The 18532-nt window shown below is 72.7% G+C and carries 15 protein-coding genes; 7 read left to right on the forward strand and 8 right to left on the reverse strand.

Annotated elements, in window-relative coordinates:
- Positions 1 to 26 precede the first annotated feature (26 nt).
- Both QSK37_RS17280 and QSK37_RS17285 read left to right on the forward strand, forming a co-directional pair.
- Positions 27 to 1211, forward strand: coding sequence for a thiolase family protein (locus QSK37_RS17280; protein ID WP_285621888.1), 1185 nt, complete (start codon positions 27 to 29; stop codon positions 1209 to 1211).
- Positions 1212 to 1594: 383 nt separating this feature from the next.
- Positions 1595 to 4468 (forward strand): helix-turn-helix transcriptional regulator, encoded by a 2874-nt coding sequence (locus QSK37_RS17285; protein ID WP_285621890.1) that lies wholly within the window; start codon positions 1595 to 1597, stop codon positions 4466 to 4468.
- A gap of 13 nt (positions 4469 to 4481) precedes the next feature.
- On the opposite strand, the gene QSK37_RS17290 is transcribed toward QSK37_RS17285, so the two are convergent.
- Together QSK37_RS17290 and QSK37_RS17295 are read right to left on the reverse strand one after the other, a co-directional pair.
- Entirely contained in the window at positions 4482 to 4991 is a 510-nt protein-coding gene (locus QSK37_RS17290) for a DinB family protein (protein ID WP_285621892.1), read from the reverse strand.
- 93 nt (positions 4992 to 5084) lie between these two features.
- A complete protein-coding gene (locus tag QSK37_RS17295; protein WP_285621895.1) occupies positions 5085 to 6170 on the reverse strand; it encodes a DUF5937 family protein in 1086 nt (361 codons plus the stop codon).
- Positions 6171 to 6272: 102 nt separating this feature from the next.
- Between QSK37_RS17295 and QSK37_RS17300 the strand changes: the two genes are divergently transcribed.
- Positions 6273 to 7466: an MFS transporter gene (locus QSK37_RS17300; RefSeq protein ID WP_285621898.1), complete on the forward strand. Its 1194-nt coding sequence runs from the start codon at positions 6273 to 6275 to the stop codon at positions 7464 to 7466.
- A gap of 53 nt (positions 7467 to 7519) precedes the next feature.
- Here QSK37_RS17300 and QSK37_RS17305 read toward each other — a convergent pair whose 3' ends face one another.
- Complete coding sequence (locus QSK37_RS17305; RefSeq protein ID WP_285621901.1) at positions 7520 to 9160, reverse strand: alpha/beta fold hydrolase; 1641 nt, start codon at positions 9158 to 9160, stop codon at positions 7520 to 7522.
- 359 nt (positions 9161 to 9519) lie between these two features.
- Between QSK37_RS17305 and QSK37_RS17310 the strand changes: the two genes are divergently transcribed.
- Both QSK37_RS17310 and mptB read left to right on the forward strand, forming a co-directional pair.
- Entirely contained in the window at positions 9520 to 10635 is a 1116-nt protein-coding gene (locus QSK37_RS17310) for a glycosyltransferase family 4 protein (protein ID WP_285621903.1), read from the forward strand.
- 5 nt (positions 10636 to 10640) lie between these two features.
- Positions 10641 to 12071, forward strand: coding sequence for a polyprenol phosphomannose-dependent alpha 1,6 mannosyltransferase MptB (gene mptB, locus QSK37_RS17315; RefSeq protein WP_285621906.1), 1431 nt, complete (start codon positions 10641 to 10643; stop codon positions 12069 to 12071).
- Here mptB and QSK37_RS17320 read toward each other — a convergent pair.
- Complete coding sequence (locus QSK37_RS17320) at positions 12016 to 12780, reverse strand: L,D-transpeptidase (protein WP_285621909.1); 765 nt, start codon at positions 12778 to 12780, stop codon at positions 12016 to 12018. The two genes, mptB and QSK37_RS17320, sit on opposite strands and share 56 nt — an antisense overlap.
- An 80-nt stretch (positions 12781 to 12860) precedes the next feature.
- Positions 12861 to 13412, reverse strand: a complete 552-nt coding sequence (locus QSK37_RS17325) for an NADH-quinone oxidoreductase subunit E (protein ID WP_285621911.1) — start codon at positions 13410 to 13412, stop codon at positions 12861 to 12863.
- A gap of 220 nt (positions 13413 to 13632) precedes the next feature.
- Between QSK37_RS17325 and QSK37_RS17330 the strand changes: the two genes are divergently transcribed.
- Positions 13633 to 14682 (forward strand): threonine aldolase family protein, encoded by a 1050-nt coding sequence (locus QSK37_RS17330; RefSeq protein WP_285621912.1) that lies wholly within the window; start codon positions 13633 to 13635, stop codon positions 14680 to 14682.
- Between the two features lie 89 nt (positions 14683 to 14771).
- Here QSK37_RS17330 and QSK37_RS17335 read toward each other — a convergent pair whose 3' ends face one another.
- Together QSK37_RS17335 and QSK37_RS17340 are read right to left on the reverse strand one after the other, a co-directional pair.
- Entirely contained in the window at positions 14772 to 15422 is a 651-nt protein-coding gene (locus QSK37_RS17335) for a hemerythrin domain-containing protein (protein WP_285621914.1), read from the reverse strand.
- Entirely contained in the window at positions 15419 to 17032 is a 1614-nt protein-coding gene (locus QSK37_RS17340) for an MFS transporter (protein WP_285621916.1), read from the reverse strand. The genes QSK37_RS17335 and QSK37_RS17340 overlap by 4 nt, the downstream gene beginning before the upstream one ends.
- Before the next feature lie 154 nt (positions 17033 to 17186).
- On the opposite strand from QSK37_RS17340, the gene sigJ reads away from it, so the two are divergent.
- Positions 17187 to 18107, forward strand: a complete 921-nt coding sequence (gene sigJ, locus QSK37_RS17345; protein ID WP_285621918.1) for an RNA polymerase sigma factor SigJ — start codon at positions 17187 to 17189, stop codon at positions 18105 to 18107.
- A gap of 11 nt (positions 18108 to 18118) precedes the next feature.
- Here the strand turns inward: sigJ and QSK37_RS17350 are convergent, their stop codons facing one another.
- Complete coding sequence (locus tag QSK37_RS17350; protein ID WP_285621921.1) at positions 18119 to 18481, reverse strand: hypothetical protein; 363 nt, start codon at positions 18479 to 18481, stop codon at positions 18119 to 18121.
- Between the last annotated feature and the right edge of the window lie 51 nt (positions 18482 to 18532).

Below are 18532 nucleotides of genomic sequence, written 5' to 3' on the forward strand. Positions count from 1 at the left end.
ACCAACCTCGTGGGAGGCGAAGAGCCATGCGCGACGCCGTGATCGTCGAGGCCGTACGCACGCCGATCGGCAAGGGACGGCCGACCGGCACGCTCGCGAGCGTGCACCCGGTCGAGCTGCTCGCTCACACCCTGCGCGCCCTGGTCGGCCGCAGCGGGATCGACCCGGAGCTGGTCGACGACGTGATCGGCGGCTGCGTCGACCAGGTCGGCGAGCAGGCCATGAACACCACGCGCAACGCCTGGCTCTCGGCCGGGTTCCCCGACTCGGTCCCGGCGACCACGGTCGACCGGCAGTGCGGCTCGTCCCAGCAGGCCGTCCACTTCGCCGCCCAGGGCGTGATCTCCGGCGCGTACGACCTGGTCATCGCCTGCGGGATCGAGTCGATGAGCCGGGTTCCGATGTGGTCGAACGTGCCGGCGGGCGCCGATCCGTTCGGGCCGGGCCTCGCCCGGCGGTTCCCCGAGGGCCTGGTCCCCCAGGGCATCAGCGCGGAGCTGATCGCCGCCAAGTGGTCGCTCAGCCGGGAACGGATGGATGAGTTCGCGACACTGTCGCATCGCAGGGCCGCCGAGGCGCACGCCGACGGCCGGTTCGAGACCGAGCTCGTTCCGGTGCACACCGACGCGGGCCTGATCAGCGGGGACGAGTCCGTACGGCCCGGCACGACGCCGGAGGTGCTCGCCGGCCTCCGCCCGGCCTTCGAGGACCCGGCGTACGCCGAGCGCTTCCCGCAGATCGAGTGGTCGGTGACGGCCGGCAACAGCAGCCCGATCAACGACGGCGCCTCGGCGGTACTGATCACCTCGAGCGAGACCGCGAAGCGGCTGGGGCTGCGGCCGCTGGCCCGGCTGCACGGGTTCGCGGTGACCGGCTCGGACCCGCTGCTGATGCTGGCGGGCGTCATCCCGGCCACCGAGAAGGTGCTGCGCCGCACCGGGCTGCGGCTGGAGGACATCGACCTGTTCGAGGTCAACGAGGCGTTCGCGAGTGTGGTGCTGGCCTGGCTGCAGGAGACCGGCGCCGACCCCGCCAAGGTCAACGTCAACGGCGGCGCGATCGCGCTCGGCCATCCCCTCGGCGCCAGCGGCACCCGCCTGATGACCACACTGGTGAACGCCATGCGGCAACGCGGCGCGCGCTACGCCCTGCAGACCATGTGCGAGGCCGGCGGGCTCGCCAACGCCACCGTGCTGGAGCGGCTGGCCTGAGGACCCCGCGCCGGACCCACCCGGACCGAACTGTATACGGGATCCGCAACCTGCCCAGGTGGCTGATACGGAACCGACCGTAGAAACGAACAATTCAAGTGTGTCCTCGCTTCGAGGGTCCGCGACGCGGACGTTCCGGCCGACTGAGCCCGACTGGGGGCGGCGGCTCAGCGGTGCCGGAAGACCTGACCGGCGGCCGGCGTCGCCGCGGACCTCGCGAGGGCACGGGCCGGCGAGGCCTCAGCAACGTCACGGGGGAACGTGCTGAGGCCCGCCGGCCGGATCCACCTCGTGCCCACCACCGGCGCGCACCCGACCCATGCCTGTCCGCGCGTCCACCGGACAGGCCCGCAGGGGCCCTGACCAGGTAGGTTGTAAATCTGGTGTCTCACGGACTCACGGCGGCGAGCACGCACGCCTTCGACTCACAGGCCGGAGCCGACCTCGAACGACCGTCGCGGCGCGGCTGGCGCGGCCGCAGCCGGGAGTGGCGGGCCGTCACCGCCGCGATCGAGGCCGCCCAGCGCAGCCGGGGCGCGGTGCTCCTCGTCGAGGGCCAGGCCGGCATGGGCAAGAGCAGGCTGCTCTCCGACGCCGTCGAGGCGGCGGCCGCCCGCGGATTCATGCTCGCACACGGCGCGGCGGACGAGCCGAGCCGGCTCGCACCGCTCGTCCCGCTGATGGCCGCCCTCGGGGAGTCCCCGCAGACGCTCCGTGAGGGCCTGGACACCACCGCGGAAACGGCCGACCTGCGGCTGCGCCTGCTCGAGCGGTTGCAGAGCCGCCTGGAGGAACGCGCGGCGCACGGCCCGTTCCTGATCGCGCTCGACGATCTGCAGTGGGCCGACCCGACCACCCTGCTCGCGCTCCGGTCGATCGTGCCGGAGCTGGCCTCCTACCCCCTGGTGTGGATCCTGGCCCGGACGACGGGGATCGCCGAGTCCGACGCCGACCGGGTGTTCGAGATCCTGGCGCGGGAGGGGGCCGCCCGCATCGTCCTGGAGCCGTTGAGCGACCGGGCGGTGGGCGAGGTGATCGGCGACGTGCTCGGCGCCGCGCCCGGACCCGAGCTGCTCGCGATGACGGCGGCGACCGGCGGCAACCCGTTCCTGCTGGTGGAGCTGTTGCACGGCCTCCAGGACGAGAACGCGGTGCGGGTCGCCGACGGCGAGGTCACGCTGGTGTCGCGGCAGTTGCCCCGGCGGATGCAGGAGATCGCGCGCAGCCGGCTGGGCCGGCTGTGCCCGCACACCCGGCACCTGCTCCAGGTCGCCGCCGTGCTGGGACGCTCGTTCCGCGTGGACGACCTGGCGGAGATGTTCGACGAGCCGCCCAGCCGCCTGCTGCCCGCCCTGGAGGAGGCGGAGTCGGCGGCCGTGGTGGCCGCCGCGGGTGACCAGCTGACGTTCCGGCACGAGTTGCTCTGGCAGGCCGTGACCGAGACCGTCACCGTGCCGGTCCGCCACGCGCTGCACCGGCAGGCCGCGGAGATGCTACTGCGACGCGGCGGCTCGGCCATCCCCGCCGCCGCCCACCTCATGCACTACGCCCGGCCCGGCGACGGCCACGCCCTGAAAGGGCTCGACCAGGCCGTACGCGAGGTCCTGCCGTCCTCCCCGCAGAGCGCCGCCGACCTCGCCGTACGGGCCCTCGAACTGACCATGCCCGGCGATCCGGACCGCGTCGACCGTACGGTGACGGCGGTCTACGCCCTGACGACCTGCGGGCGGCTGCCCGAGGCCACCGACTTCGCCCGTACCGCGATCGGCCAGGCCCGCCACCCCGGGCAGGCCGCGCGGCTCCGGTCCGAGCTGGCGTACGCCCTGCTGCTGGCCGGCCGGCCGGCGGACGCGGCGGCCGAGGCCGAGCAGGCGCTCGCCCAGCCGGACCTGATCGGCGACAAGCGCGGCCTGGCCGAGCAGGTGTTCCTGCGCGCCCTGTACGCCACCCACGACTTCCGGCGGGGGCGGGAACTGGCCGAGGAGATCATCGACTCCGGCCGGCGGCACGACCGCGCCGCCCAGGTGGGCGCGCGGATGCTGTTCTCCTACATCGCCTGGGGCGACGGTCAGGCCGCCGAGGGGATCAGCCACGTACGCGAGGCGGTCCGCATCGCGCCCCGCGACGACGCCTCGGCGGGGCGCGTCCACCCTCGTCTGCACCTGGCCACCCTGCTCACCGACATGCGGCGGCTGGAGGAGGCCGACGCCCAGCTCAACCAGATCGCCGCGGAGATCGCCGAGTTCGGCCAGAGCGCGTACGCGGCCACGCCCGCGATCTTCCGGGCGCGGCTGCGGCTCGCCGAGGGCCGGCTCGACGACGCCGCGGCCGAGGCGCAGGCGGGCCTGGCGGTCGCCGAGCAGATGGGCACGAACGCGTTCATGCTGCTGGGCCTCGCGGTGCTGGTCGCCGTCGCCGTGCGGCGTGGCGAGCTGGACGCCGCCGCCGGACACGCCCAGCGGTACGAGGAGCGGTACCGGGCCGGCACGAGGCTCGGGAAGGCCTGGGCGCGGTGGCCGCTGGCGACGCTCGCCGAGGCGCGCGAGGGTCCGGCCAGGGCCTTTGAGATCCTCCGCCCCGTCTGCGCCGACCTGAACGAACGACGCTGGCTGCTGATGTCCGAGCCCGACGCCGCCGCCTGGCTGGCCCGTACGGCGCTCGCCGCCGGGGACCGGTCCTCCGCCGAGGCGGTCGCCGTGACCGCCGAGCAGCTCGCCCGCGACAACACGGGCTTCTCGGCGCTGGCCGCCGCGGCCGCGCACGCCCGCGGCGTCCTGCGCGGCGACCGGGTGACGCTGGCCCACGCCGCCGCGACCCACCCGAGCCCGTGGAGCCGGGCCTCGGCGGCGGAGGACCTCGGCGTCCTGCTGGCCGGGTCGCGGGGCCGCGTGGACGACGACGCGGCGATCGAGGCCCTGGACCGGGCGCTGGAGGGGTACCAGCGGATCGGCGCGCTGCGCGACGCTGCCCGGATCCGGGCCCGGCTGCGCCGGCTCGGCGTACGGCGCCGCCACTGGACGCAGGCGGAACGTCCGCTCTCCGGCTGGTCGAGCCTGACCGAGACCGAGCGGAACGTCGCCGTCCTGGCCGCACAGGGCCTGACGAACCCGCAGGTCGCGACGCAGATGTTCGTCTCGCCGCACACGGTGAAGTTCCACCTGCGCCAGGTGTTCCGCAAGCTGGGCATCGCGTCCCGCGTCGAGCTGGCCCGGCTCGCCGCCGAGCACGCCTCGGAGCCCCCGTCCTCCGAGGCGTGAGCACCGGCCGCGGTCAGCCCATGGTCTTGGCGCCGTCGAGGGACTCGCGGATGATGTCGGCGTGGCCGGCGTGCTGTGCGGTCTCGGCGAGGATGTGGAGCAGCACGCGGCGGGCCGACCAGCGCGTGCCGGGCTCGAACCAGGGCGCCTCGGGCAGCGGGCGGGACGCCTCCAGGTCGGGCAGGCCCGTCACGATCTCCTCGGTGCGGCGGGCGGCCTTCTCGTAGCCGGCGAGCACGTCCGCGAGGGTCTCGCCCGGCAGCATGCGGAACCGGCCGTCCTGGTTCTTCCCGCCCGTGGCGACGGTGCCGTCGCCGTCGACGACGAAGTCCATCCACGCGCTCTCGACCTCCGTGACGTGCTTGATCAGGCCGCCGAGGCACAGCTCGCTCGCCGTCGTACGGCGTCCCGCCTGCTCGTCGGTCAGGTCGCGCACCGTGTGGCGCAGGAAGAAGCGCTGCTGGGCCAGTGCCGTCAGCAGGGTCGCGGTCTCGTCGGTCACGGTGTCGAGCGTGCTGGTCATGTCCTTCGTCCCTCTCTCTTGGCCGTCACGAGTGACAGTAGGGACGATTGCGGCCACTTTCCGTCCGCAATGACCGCCGTCGCGAAGGACCGCTCAACGCAGGACGGCCGCCAGCAGGTCGGCGCCCAGCGCCGTCAGATCGGGAAGGTTGAGGGTGTAACGGACGTAACGACCGTGCCGCCGGGCCGTGAGCAGGCCCGCGCGGCGCAGGACGGCGAGGTGGCGGGAGACCTCCGGGGGTGAGAGTTCCCAGAAGTGAGCCAGCTCGCCGGTGGTGTGCGGGCCGCGGGCCAGGGTGCGCAGCAGCCGCAGCCGTACCGGATGCGCGAGCGCCTCCAGCCGGAGGGTGACCGTCTCCAGGGAGACCGGTTCCGCCGGACCCGGCTCGGCGACGGGGTACTGCACCACCGGATGCCACCCGGGCGCGTGGACCGCCACCAGGTGCGGGCGGCCGAAGACGCTGGGGATGAAGGTGACCCCGGCGCCACGGGCGGCGGTCGCCTTGTCCTGCACCTTGTCCACGATGATGCGGTCGCCGTCCGGCGCCAGGGCGACCGCGCCGGAGACCGAGGCGAGCGCCGCACCGATGCCCTGGCGCCTGAGCAGTTCGTTCTTCAGGCGCAGATCGGTGGCGAGCCGCACCGCGACGCCCGCCCAGGCGCCGTCGAAGAATGCCTCGGCGCATTCTTCGAAGGTGTGGCGCACCCGCGCCCGCACCGCGGCCGGGTCCGCGAGCAGCCGTTCCGCGAAGGCCTCCTGCAGCGCGCCGCGGGCCTGGGCCACGTCCAGGGCCCGCTCGCGCGCGGTCGTGTCGGTGAGCGGCGACGCCCCGGGGAAATGGACCCGGTTGCTGCCGCAGGTGGTGACGAGCGCGGCGGTCACATACTTCTCGTCGTCGATCCGGTCCACGTCGTCCAGCTCCTCGGCGAGGGTCGGCCGGGGCCGCGCGGGGATCAGGAAGTCGGCCTGTGAGGAACGCCAGAGGAACTCCGCCTCCCTGAGCCGCTCGGCCAGCTCCGGCCGCAGCCCGGCCCAGACGTCCGCGGCCCAGCCGGCGTACTGCGGATGGTGACCGGGCTCGGCCAGCACGTGCAGCATCGCGGTCAGCTCGGCCAGCGGGGAGGCGGCGAACCGCACTCGCTCGGACGGCAGGCCGCTGATGTCGATCCTCAGTGTCACCCCCTCAGCATCACCGACCGGATGACCTGTGACGTGCGTCGGTTGACGGAATCCGTCAACCGACGGGACCCGGGCCGGTGGCCGAACGCACCGTCTGACGTCATGGCGACCATCACCAGAATCCAGCCCCGTGCCCTCGTCCGTGCCTCCGGAGGCCCCCGCTATGCCGTCGCCCTGGCCGTGGACGCGCTCGGCACCGGCCTGCTGCGGCCCTTTCTGCTGCTCTACGGCGTGACGGCGCTGAGGCTGTCCGCGCCGGTCACCGGCACCGCCATGACGGTCGGCATCGTCATGGGCCTGGTGTGCATGCCCGCGGTGGGCCGCTGGCTGGACCGGGGCGCGCGCAGCACGGTCGTGGCGGCGTCGATGCTGGTGCGGACGCTGGGCGTGGCGCTCCTGCTGGCCGCCCCGGCGGGGCACGTCTGGCCGTTCGCGGCGGCGGCGCTCTTCCTCGGCATCGGCAACCAGGCATGGCCGGCCGCCCACGCGGCTCTCGTGGCCACGGTGGCCCACGGCCGGGAACGCGACGCCGCTCTCGCCGGAGGCCGCGCCCTGCGCAACGCCGGCCTGGGCGCGGGTGCGCTCCTCGCCACCGCCTGCCTGACGGGCGGCGCATCCGCGCTGCAGGCGCTGGCGGCCGTCACCGGGCTCGCCTATCTCGCCGCGGCGGCCCTGGCGTGGTCGGTCCACCTCCGTGCGCGGCCGGCCGCCGCCCCGGCCGAGGGCACGGACGCCGGGCCGGCACCTCGGATGGGCGTGCTGCCGGCCGCCAACGTGATCTACGTCTTCTGCCTCAACGTCCCCGAGGTCGCGCTCCCGCTGGTCCTGGTGACACGGATGCACGCGTCCCCGGTGTGGCCGGCGGCCATCTTCGTGGCCAACACGGTGCTGGTGGTCACCCTGCAGGTACCGGTCACCGTCCTGACGTCCCGCTTCTCCCGGCGGGCCGTGCTGGCTCTCTCCGGCGTGGTGCTCACCGCGTCCTACCTCGGCTTCCTCGCGGCCACCTCACTGGGACACGGCTGGGGTGCGCCGGCCGTCGCCGCGGTGTCCGTGGTCTGCACCATCGGCGAGATCATCTATGCCGGCAGCGCCACCGCGCTCGTCACCGCCCTCGCCCCGGCCCATGTCCTGGGACGCGCCCTCGCCCGCTTCCAGCTCTCCACCGGTTTCGGCCTCGCCGTCTCCCCGGCGGTCATCACCGCTCTCGCACCACACGGCTCGGCCGTCCTCTGGGGCGGCCTCGCCGCTGCGACGCTCCTCTCCGCCTCCGCCGTCGCCGCCGAGAAGGATTGAGGAACGCGAAGAGGAGGCCCCCGGGCCTGCCCGGGAGCCTCCTCTCGTACGGGTTACCTGGTCCGCGCCCCCGCCTGCCCGCTCTGGGTGGCGGCGGGCGGCGTCGGGTCACCGAGCTGCGAGACGTGCACAGTGTCGGCCTTCGGCAGGGTGCCGTTCAGGAAGTAGGCGTCGAAGTAGGAGTCGACGCCCCCGGGACGCAGGTCGCTGCGGTGGACGATGCAGTGCGTACGGTCGCCGTCCTGGACCACCAGGTGCGAGCCGCGGAGGACCTTGTGCAGCTCCAGCGCGCCCGCGTACGGCGTGGCGGCGTCGTCGGTGGCCTGGAACATCAGGATGTTGCTCGGCAGGTTCTTGCTCTGGCCGACCTTGACCGGGGTGCCGGCCTTGGCGCCCCAGAACAGGCACGGCGCGTTGAACCAGACGTTGCTCCAGGTCAGGAACGGGTTGGTCCGGTTGACGCGGACGGCGTCGGCGTGCCACTTGTTCCAGCTCGTCGGCCACTGGGTGTCGCTGCACTGGACGGCGTTGTAGACGGCGAAGGTGTTGTCGTCGCTGCCGCCCGTCGTCGGGGCGCCGAACGTCCCGGCGAAGGTCGCGACGTCACCGGCCTTGTAGGCCGACAGCGCCGCCGCGTAGCTGTTCCAGACCGCCTGGCTGCGGCGGTAGGCCGCGTTCTGGATGTTGTCCACCAGCTCGTCCTCGCCGACCGCGACGGTGTTGCCGCCGGAGGTGTACGTCAGCGGGTGCGCGGCCAGCTTGTCCTGGAGCGCGTAGTAATAGCTGCGGACGGCGGCCTGGGTGGTGCCCAGATGGTAGGTGGAGTCGTACTTGGCGATCCAGCCGAAGTAGTAGTCCATGTTCTTGTTGAACGCGACGTCCTGGGTGAGCTGGGCGTCGTACCAGACGTTCTTGGGGGTGACGTTGCCGTCGAGGACCATGCGGCCGACGTTCTGCCCGAAGACGGTGGCGTAGACCTGGCCGAGGTAGGTGCCGTAGGAGGCGCCGTAGTAGTCGAGCTTCTGGTGGCCCAGCGCCTGGCGGATCGTGTCCATGTCGTGGACGGAGTCGATCGTCTTGATGTGGTCGAGCAGGTCGACCTTGGCGCCGCGGCCGAACTTGCGCGCGCACGCGTCGGCGTAGTTCTTGGACTTCTCCAGCCAGGTGGCGTCGTCCTGGCGGCCGCCCGTGCCGTACTCCGGCCGCGGGGCGTTGCTGTAGTCGACGTCGCAGGTCAGCTTGGGCGTGCTGAACCCGACGCCGCGCGGGTCGAAGCCGATGACGTTGTACGCCGCCTGCATCGGGGCGGAGTTGCGCGCGTAGACGCTCGCGCCGAACAGGGCGCCCTCACCGCCCGGGCCACCCGGGTTGACCAGGATGTCGCCCTTGGCCGCGCCCGAGCCCTGGTGCGGCAGCCGGGTCAGCTCAAGAGTGATCTTCTGTCCGTCCGGGTGCGCGTAGTCCAGCGGAACCTGGAGCTCGGCGCACTGGATGATCTTCGATACCTGGACGGGGCCGAGGCTGTCGTAGGCCTTGGCGCCGTTCAGGATGTCCGCCTGGCAGGTATGCCACGCGAGGCTCGCCGGATGGAACGCCCCCGACGTTCCCGTGGTCGCGGACGCGCTTGTGGCGCCGAGACCGAGGCCGGTGAGGCCCAGCCCGGCCGTCGCGGCCACGGCAAGAAGCTTCTTCACGAAACCCCCTTACAGGTCGGGCTACGTTTCGCCCGAAATGATGAACAAGGGGTGATTGTCGCGAGACCCCATGGTCGACTGAAGATGGCGGCACAGATGGTTGCCGAATCGTGACAAATAACCCAAGCCGGTACAGCACCGTCGAGAGTCGTAATTTCGCATCAGATCGTACATAGCCCCCGCCGAGTATCAGTAACCCCAGAAACGCACCCAGGCACGGAGACAACCGGCGTTATCGCAGGACTCGCGTTCGGCGGGGCCCATCGGCAAGAAGATCACCGACGACGTTTCCGCAATGTTTCCCAGCACGGTGCCGCGACGCGGTGACGCCGTAGCGCGGCGCGGTCACGCTCACGGCCGTGAGGATCGCGATAGTCACTGAGTCGTTCCTGCCCCACGTCAACGGCGTGACCAACTCCGTCTGCCGGGTCCTGGAGCACCTGACCCGCCGCGGGCACGAGGCGCTCGTAGTGGCGCCGGGCCCGGGTCCGGACGGCCACGACGACCGGCTGCGGCTGACAGCCGGGGTTCCCCTTCCCTTCTACCGTTCGTTCGTCGTCGGGCTGCCCAGCCGGCACGTGACGCCGACACTGCGCGACTTCCGGCCCGACGTCGTGCATCTCGCCTCGCCGCTCATGCTCGGCACCTCCGGGGTGGCGGCCGCCCGCCGGCTCGGCGTGCCGACGGTGGCGGTGTTCCAGACCGACCTCGTCGGCTTCGCCCGCCGGTACGGCCTGCGCGGCGCCGACTCGCTGGTGTGGGCCTGGCTCCGGCACATCTACGAGCGGACCGACCGTACACTGGCGCCGTCCCGGCCGACACTGGACGAGCTGCGCAAACGCGGCTTCCCCCGGCTCGCGCTGTGGGCCCGCGGAGTCGACGACGAGCGCTTCCATCCCCGGCACCGGTCGGCGGAGCTGCGCGAGCGCCTGGCACCCGGCGGTGAGGTGCTCGTCGGATACGTCGGGCGGCTCGCCACCGAGAAACGGCCGTGGATGCTCGCCCACCTGGCCGGCCTGCCGGGCGTACGCCTCGTCGTGGTCGGGGACGGCCCGGCCCGGCGGCGGCTGGAGCGGCTGCTGCCCGAGGCGATCTTCACCGGTTTCCGTACCGGCCAGGAGCTGTCGGAGCTGGTCGCGTCCCTGGACGTGTTCGTGCACACCGGCGCGGACGAGACCTTCGGCCAGGCGGTGCAGGAGGGACTCGCCGCGGGGCTGCCGGTCGTCGCGCCCGCCTCGGGCGGCCCGCTGGACCTCGTACGGCCGGGCCACAACGGCCTGCTGTACCCGCCCGACGATCCGGCCGCGATGCGCGCCGCCGTCGCGGCGCTGGCGTCCGATCCCGGCATGCGGACCCGGATGGGCGGCCACGCGCGGCTGTCCGTGCACGGCCGCGGCTGGGCCGGCATCTGCGACGAGCTCATCGGCCACTACCAGGCCGTCCTCGGAGCGACGCCGGCGGAGCACGCGGCCTGAGTCCGATGAGACGGGTCCTCGTAGGCGTCACGTACGGCGGCATCGCGCTCAGCGTCGCGTTGATGGCGCTCGTCGGGGCCTGCCGCTTTCCGTCGGCGGTGCCGGCCATGGACGGCGACGGCGTCTTCCCGCGCCTGACCTGGCCGTACACCTCCGACGTGTGGGCCACCGCCCTGCTGTGGGCGGCGATGATCAGCGGGTTCTCCGGTGTCGTCGCGGGGCTGGCGGCGGGGCGCGGCGGTCCCCGGCCCCGTGGTCTGGTGGCCGGCGGCCTGCTGGCGGTCGGCGTCCTGGTCGCCGCACCGCCGATGGGCACGACCGACACGATGGACTACGCCGTGTACGGGCGGATGGCGGCCCTCGGCCACGACCCGCACGTCATGACGCCGCGGGAGTTCCGCGCGACGGGCGACCGGGTGGGCGCGCTGGCGCCGGAGCCGTGGCAGGACACGCCGTCGGTGTACGGGCCGCTGGCGACGGGCACCGAATGGGCCGCGGCGACGCTGTCGGGCGGCTCGGCGACCGCGACGGTGTTCTGGCTGAAGGTCTGGAACGCCCTGGCCTTCCTGGCCGCGGCGCTGGCGCTCGCCCGGCTCGCGGGCCCCGGCTCCCGGGCCCGCGTGCACCTGCTGTGGACGCTGAACCCGCTGCTGCTCTGGGCGCTGATCGGCGGCGCCCACGTCGACGGGCTCGCGGCCGGCCTTGCGGTGACCGGGCTGGCGGTGGCCGGCCCGTCGGTGTGCCGGAGCCTCTGGCGGAGCGGGACGGCGGGCGTCCTGCTCGGCGCCGCCGGTGCGGTCAAGGCGCCGTACCTGCTGCTCGGCGCGGTGGCGGTCTGGTCGCTGCGCCGGTCGCCGCGGGCGCTCGTCGCGCTCGGCGTGGGCGCGGCGACCGTCCTCGCCGCGTCGTACGCGATCGCCGGGGGCGCCGGGATCGTCGCGCTGGCGCACCGTGGCCGGTCGCCGTCCTGGAACACTCCCTGGCAGTTGCTCGTGCCGGTCCTCGGCCGGCTCCCGTCCTGGCTGCCGTTGGCCGCGGTCGTGCTCGCGGCCGTGGTGGCGGCCCGGCTCCTGCGCGACCCCACGCGCGGCCCGGTCTGGCTGGGACCGGCGCTGGCGGTCTGCACGGCCTGGGTGGTGACGACGCCGGTCTACTACCCGTGGTACGAGGCGTTGGTGCTGCCGCTGGTGGCCCTGGCGCCCGCGAGCCGGCTGGACTGGGTGCAGCTCACCCGCGCGCTGGTCGCCACGGTCGGCTGCCTGCCGGGGTTGGCGGTGCGGTTCGGCGGCACATGGCTGCGCACCGGGCCCCTGCCGTACGTGGTGCCCGGTGCGCTGCTGTTGCTGCTGGTGGTGCTGCTTCTTCTCCGTCCGGCCGCGCTCAGGCGGAGATCTGGACCGGAGTGCCGAGCGGCAGCGTCTTCGCCAGCTTCGTGATCATCGCGTTGCTGATCCGCACGCACCCGTGGCTGACCGAGGTGCCCAGCAGCTTCGGCTGGTTGGTGCCGTGGATGCCGATGACCGGGTCGTGGCCGTTGAACTGGGTGAGCGCGGTCGACTGCCCGGACAGCCCGTACGCGTACGGGCCGTAGTCGCCGTTCGGGTTCGGCGGCTGGAGCAGTTCGGTGAGGTAGTAGGCGCCGCCGGGCGTCGGGGTGTCGGACTTGCCGATCGCCGCCGGGGTGCTGATCAGCATCTTCTTGCCCCGGTAGAGCTTCAGCCGGTGGCCCGACTGGAGCACCTGGAGCCAGTAGTCGGTCTTGGCGGTGCGGACCTCGCGCGTGGTGATCCAGCCGGTGCTGCCGTTCGGCTGCACCGGGAGGAAGACGTGCAGCCATCCGGGCTTGCTGTCCATCACGAGGAACACGCGGGGTGCGCCGTCGGGGTTCGGGCTCTGCAGCTTGATGCTCGGCGACGGGTCGCCGGCCTCCTTGTAGATGTCGACCGTCGCGTTCCGCGCGGTGGCGATCGTGCTGGGGCCGTTCCCGAAGTCGTACGACGCCGTGCTCGGCTTGGCCGCGGGGGCGTCCCCGGCCGGTTTGCCGCTCGCCGCCTTGTGATCGGAACCGCCGCAGCCGGCCAGGGTGAGGCTCAGCGCGGCGCCGGCCGCGACGGCGGCCGCTCGCATTCCCGGGCTGATTGACATCGGTCCTGCTCCTCGATGACGTCGGTGAGACGGCCGGCCCGGGAACACGGACGCTCCCGGGCCGGCCTTTTCGATCTTCGTCAGCCGGTGAACTGGGGCTGGGCCTTCACGGGAGTCGCGGGACGCGCCTCACCGCTCGGCGGGGTGACCGGCTTGGGGGCCTCGCTGGTCCTGCTCGGCTTCGGGGTCGGCTTGGGCTTCTCCGACGGCGGAGCCGTGGGCTTGGTGCCCTTGCAGTGCTGCGTGAGCAGGCCGATCGCACCGTGCCGCTGCCAGACCGGCATGGTCCGCTGGTCGGGACGGTAGGCGGTGACGATCACCTTGGCGGCGTGCGTCGCGAGCACGACGGTGCCGCGGGCGGGCACGCTGATCTTGCCCTGGCTGTGGCCGCCCTTGTTGTCGGCCCACGTGGCGGGCACGGCGCCCCAGCCGTTGGGGTTGCTCAGCAGCCAGAGGGCCTGGCCGTCCTTGCCGCAGAGCGAGCGGAGCCGCAGAGCGGGGTCACGGTCGCTGCACGCCCAGGCGGGAGCGGCGGCCATCGTGGTGACGGCGACGGCCGCGGCGGCTCCGGCCAGGGTCAGACTCGCCTTCTTCAGGCGCATGGGGAATTCCTCCTGCTGAGGAGTGGTCATTGACACGCCATGAGACGGAAACATCATTGGCGCATCGGGCACACTATCGCCCACAAGACGCTTATGCCGCTTTAGTAACAAGCCTTTACCCTCCGGTCATATTGCCGCCTGTCGCAACACTTACCCCATCGACCTCTTTGTCCGCTTCGCTGCTCCGCAGGAGCCGCCGACCTCCCGCCCTGAGGACGAAAGATGGCGAGATGGGATACTTGGCGGCGCCATGATCTCTTTGCATGATTCCTCCGCGCGGGGCTTCAACAGCGACAACTGCGCCGGCGTTCACCCGGAGGTCCTCGCCGCGATCGGCGTGGCCAACGGCGGTCACCAGCCCTCGTACGGCGGTGACGTGTACACCGCACGGCTGCGCGAGATGTTCAAGGAACGTTTCGGCGAGCGGGCCGAGGCGTACCCGGTCTTCAACGGCACGGGCGCCAACGTGATCGGCCTGCGGGCGCTGACCGACCCCTGGTCGGCGGTGATCTGTGCCGAGACCGCCCACATCCACCTCGACGAGGGCGGCGCGCCGGAGAAGGTGGCCGGGCTGAAGCTGCTGCCGGTGCCGGCCCCCGACGGCAAGCTGACCCCGGAACTGATCGACCGGCAGGCCCACGGGCAGGGCGACGAGCACCGCGCCCAGCCACGCGTCGTCTCCCTGACCCAGAGCACCGAACTCGGCACGGTCTACACGGCCGAGGAGATCACCGAGATCTGCGCGCACGCCCACGAACTCGGCATGCTCGTGCACGTCGACGGCACCCGGCTCGCGAACGCCGCCGCAGCCCTCGACCTGCCCTTCCGCGCCCTCACCACCGACGCGGGCGTGGACATGCTGTCATTCGGCGGCACCAAGAACGGCCTGCTGTACGGGGAGGTCGTCGTGGCGCTCTCCCCCGAGGCCGCCCCGGGAATGCCCTACCTCCGCAAGGCCGCGATGCAGCTGTCCTCGAAGATGCGGTTCGTCTCCGCCCAGTTCATCGCGCTGCTGGAGGACGACCTGTGGCTCCGCAGCGCCGGGCACGCCAACGCGATGGCCGCCCGGCTGTACGCGGCCGTACGCGACCTGCCGGGCGTCGTGATCCCGCGCGTGCCGCAGGCGAACGCGGTCTTCGCCCGGCTGGACCCGCGGGTCGCCGCGCGCCTGGGAGAGCGGTACCGCTTCGAGCTGTGGGACCCGGCGACCGGCGAGGTCCGCTGGGTGTGCTCCTTCGACACGACCGAGGACGACGTCGACGCCTTCGCCGCCGCCCTCGCCGCGGAACTCCTGGACTGACAGATCACCGCGTCCCAGTGGATCGACGCCGTCGCTTCTCCCTACCTGCCACCACATCTCCTCCAGGCGGCCGTGCCTTCTGACGCGCGTCAGGCGGCCTTCGTCGGTCTCAGGCCGCCTGACCCCGGTGGGTTCCACAGGCGCCGGCGGCGGTACCGCGGCGTCCACGCGAGCCGGTTGACCGCCCGTACGGGCGCGGGCAGGTGAGAGAGGAACCGGCGGCGGTCGGCGCGCGGGATCCCGTCGGTGATCCACGGCACGTACGCCGCGGCGCCCTTCACGCCCTGGCGGCGGGCCATCGCGCGCCCGAACTCCTTCCAGTCGGCGGGCGTCATCACCTCCTGGATCAGCGGCAGCGCCTCGTCCTCCTCGTGTTCGAGGTGCCGGTCGAGCACGGCCGCGAGCGTCTCGACGCGCTGGGCCAGGTCGGCGGCGTTCGCCGCCAGCGCGCGGCCGAGCCCCTCCAGCAGCGGATCGAGCCGCGCGTGCTCGGCCTCCATGTCGGCCAGCAGCGCCAGCGCGCCGGGCCGGTCCTTGACCAGTTCGGTGAGGCGGGGCCACAGCCACTCGTCCTCGACGGTGTGGTGGACGTGGAGCTGGGCCGTGAAGTTGTCCCAGCCCGCCCGCACCTGGGGTGTGGCGGCCCGCCCGTCGGCGACCGCAGCCTCCAGGCGCGCGAGGTCGCGGCGGAACGCGTCGTGCGTGACGTACATCATCGTGAAATCGATCTGGTCGGTCATCGGATCCCCTGCGGTTCGTCTTCGGTGAGTGGAAGGCCGTGCGGGTTGGCGGACGGCTCGCGTACGCGCCGGAGGGCCAGGCAGGCGAGCACCCCCGCGAGGAGCACGCCCGCGGCGACGAGCATCGTGGGCCGCATCGCCTCGACGAACCCGTGCCCGAACACCTGTCCGGCGACGGCCTCGACGCGATGGGCCAGGTCCGCCGGTCCGCCGGCGGGCGGCTTCACGCCGCTCTGACCGCCCGCCTCCAGATGGCGGCCCGCCTGGTCGAAGCCACGGACGAACGGACCCCGGGCGGACGGCGGGAGCTCGGCGGCGCGCTCGTGTGCCTGTTCCCGCAGCGCGGTGGCGAGGCGCGCCTGGAGCACCGCGCCGACGACGGCCCCGGCGAGCACCGACCCGACCTGCCGCAGCGCGTTGTTGACGCCGGAGGCCGCGCCGGACAACTCGGCCGGTACGTTGCGCATGACCTCCGAGGCCATCGGCGTGAACGTGCAGCCGGCGCCCAGCCCGGTGAGGAACAGCGGCGCCAGGACGTCGACGCCGCTCCCGCCGGCGTCCGCGACCACGGCCACCCACACCAGCCCGCCCGCGAACGCCGTCATGCCGGTCATCAGCAGGTACTTCGCGCCGAGCCGCTCGGACAGCACCCCGGCCGGCCCCGCGCTGACGACCGACCCGCCGGCCAGGGCCAGCATCACGAGCCCGGCCCGCTGCGCGCTGAAGCCGAGTACCGACTGCAGGTAGATGGTCAGCGGCAGGGACAGCCCCACGACGCCGAACGACACCGCGATGCCGACGCCGTTGACGACCGTGAACCCGCGGTCGCGGAACAGGGAGAAGGGGACCAGCGGCTCGCCGTCCTGCCGGCCGCGCTGGTGGACCAGGAACCCGGCCAGGAGCAGGGCGGACGCGGCGATCGTCGCCCAGATCCCGGCGTTCCAGTCGTACTTCTCGCCCTCGATCAGCCCGAACGCCAGGCAGAACAGCGACGCGGAGGCGAGCAGCACGCCGGGCACGTCGAAGCGGTGCCGTACCGTACGCCGTGCTCCGGGCAGGACCAGCAGTCCCGCGACGATCACGACCACGCCCACCGGCACGTTGACGAAGAAGATCCACCGCCAGTCGAGGCGGCTGACCAGCAGCCCGCCGACGCTCGGCCCGGCCGCCCCGGACAGGCCCGCGGTGGCGCCCCAGATGCCGAGCGCCGCTCCGCGCCTCCCGGCCGGGAACACCTCGACGATCATCGACAGCGTCTGCGGGAGCAACATCGCCGCCCCGACGCCCTGCACCGCGCGGAAGGCGATCAGCTCCCCCGGCCCCTGGGAGAGGCCGCAGGCCAGGCTCGCCAGGGTGAAGACGGCGACGCCGGACAGGTAGAGGGTCCGCTTGCCCCGCAGATCACCGAGGCGCCCGGCGGTGATCAGCAGCACCGCCAGCGCCAGCGCGTACGCGTTGACCACCCAGAGGATCTGGTCCAGTGACGCGCCCAGCCGGTCGACCATGTCCGGGATCGCGATGTTGACGATCGTCAGGTCCAGCAGCGTCATGAAGAATCCGAGCGCCAGCACCGCCAGGATCGCCCATGGATTCCCCCGCCATCTGTTCATCGGGTTCCTCTTTCTCGAGACTCCGAAGCACAAGAGAGCCCGAGGGCGGGAGAGTGTGACGTCTCCGGGCGTGACACGAGTCACGTGGCCCCGGATGTCACACTTCAGGGGTCGGAATGCCTCTCAGGTGGGTGAGTGCACAGGAGGCGCGAGCATGAACCGACCTTCAGGCGAGGCGAATCGGCCCGAGACGGCTCCGGGGGACGCCGCGACCGAAATGTTCGTGGACCACCGCGAGCTGCTGTTCTCCGTCGTCTACAACATGCTCGGCACCGTCGCCGACACCGAGGACGTGCTGCAGGAGACGTGGCTGGCGTGGTCGGGCGCCTGGCCCTCCCCGTCGATCACCAGCCCGCGGGCGTACCTCGTGCGCATCGCGGTGAACCAGGCGCTGGCCCGGCAGGCGACGATCAACCGCCGCCGGGAGAGTTATGTCGGCCCCTGGCTGCCCGATCCGCTGGTCACCGACACCGCGGAGGACGCCTCGGAACAGACCGTACGGGGCGAGTCGGTCTCCATGGCGATGCTCGTGGTGCTGGAGACGCTGACGCCGCTGGAGCGGGCGGTATTCGTGCTGCACGAGGTGTTCGGGTACGCCCACCCCGAGATCGCGGAGATCCTGGACCGGTCACCGTCCGCGGTACGGCAGCTCGCCCACCGCGCCCGCTCGCACGTCCAGGCCCGCCGCCCGCGCTACCAGGCGGACCCGCGGGTGCAGCGGCAGGTGACCGAACGCTTCGTGGCCGCGGCGTTCGGCGGCGACATCGGCGCCCTGCTGGAACTCCTCGCGCCGGACGTGACGATGTGGACCGACGGCGGCGGAAAGACGGGCGGCCTCCGCCCGGTCAAGGGCCGGGACAAGGTCGCCCGCCTCATCACGAACGTGACGTCGCGCCTGCCCGAGGACCTGGCCGTCCGCTACCGCACCGTGAACGGCGACCCGTCCGCGGTGGTCTTCAACGAACACTCCCCGTTCGCCGTGATGGTCCTCGACCTGACCCCGGGCGATGACCGGGTCCGCGGCATCTACGGCGTAACGAACCCGGACAAACTGGCACACATCGACGAAGACTGAGACTCAGTGACTCAGGCGCCGGCGGGCGGCGGCGCGGAGGCGGCGATCGCCCGGGCCCGTCCGACCATGTCGGTCGCCCATGCGCCGGTCTGCTGCGCCGCCGGGAACTGCACGGTGTGATACAGCCCGCCGGGGCCCGTGACGGTGATCGTGACGAACCCGGCGTAGCGCTTCTCCTTCATGAGAAGGAAGAGCAATCCGAGCAGGCAGAAGATGAAGAAGAGGATGGCCAGCACGATCGCGACCGCCGGAATGCCCTCGGTCACCTGCGTGGAGTCCTGCACGGTCCACGTGGTCCCGTGGACGGGAAACCGCCCCTGAGGCACGATGACAGAAGTCGGGGTGACGGAAATGTCACCGATCGACAGCAGCACAGGTTCGTTGTCCGGCGGCGGCATCATGCCCGGCGGCGGAGGAGGGTAGCC

The sequence above is a fragment of the Actinoallomurus iriomotensis genome, assembly GCF_030269445.1.
GTDB lineage: Bacteria > Actinomycetota > Actinomycetes > Streptosporangiales > Streptosporangiaceae > Actinoallomurus > Actinoallomurus iriomotensis.